Here is a 272-nt window from a genome sequence, read left to right as displayed (position 1 = left end):
AGTGAAAGAGCGTGGGCAAAAAACTTTCCTGAATCATCTAAAATGTTCATTGAAGTGGGTAAGCAAGTAAGTGTAGATGAACTTAATCACGGTATTATTGTGCAATCAGGTAATGATGCCTGTGTTGCCATGGCTGAGCATATTGCAGGCAGCGAAAGTGCCTTTGCAGATTTAATGAATGCCCATGCTGAAAAGATAGGCATGACAAATACTCACTTTATTAATAGTCACGGTCTTGATACAGACGAGCACTACACAACGCCACGCGATAT

The 272-nt window shown here is 41.2% G+C and carries 1 protein-coding gene; it reads left to right on the top strand.

What is annotated here, in order from left to right; genetic code table 11:
- Positions 1-272 (top strand): D-alanyl-D-alanine carboxypeptidase family protein (locus SB765_RS29740; protein ID WP_410932510.1); only part of this gene is annotated, 272 nt, incomplete at both ends.

Source organism: Pseudomonas sp. SIMBA_067, assembly GCF_046534675.1.
GTDB classification, from domain to species: Bacteria; Pseudomonadota; Gammaproteobacteria; order Pseudomonadales; family Pseudomonadaceae; genus Aquipseudomonas; species Aquipseudomonas putida.
Note: the sequence above shows the minus strand (reverse complement) of the source record. Positions and strands in the feature narration are given on the sequence as shown.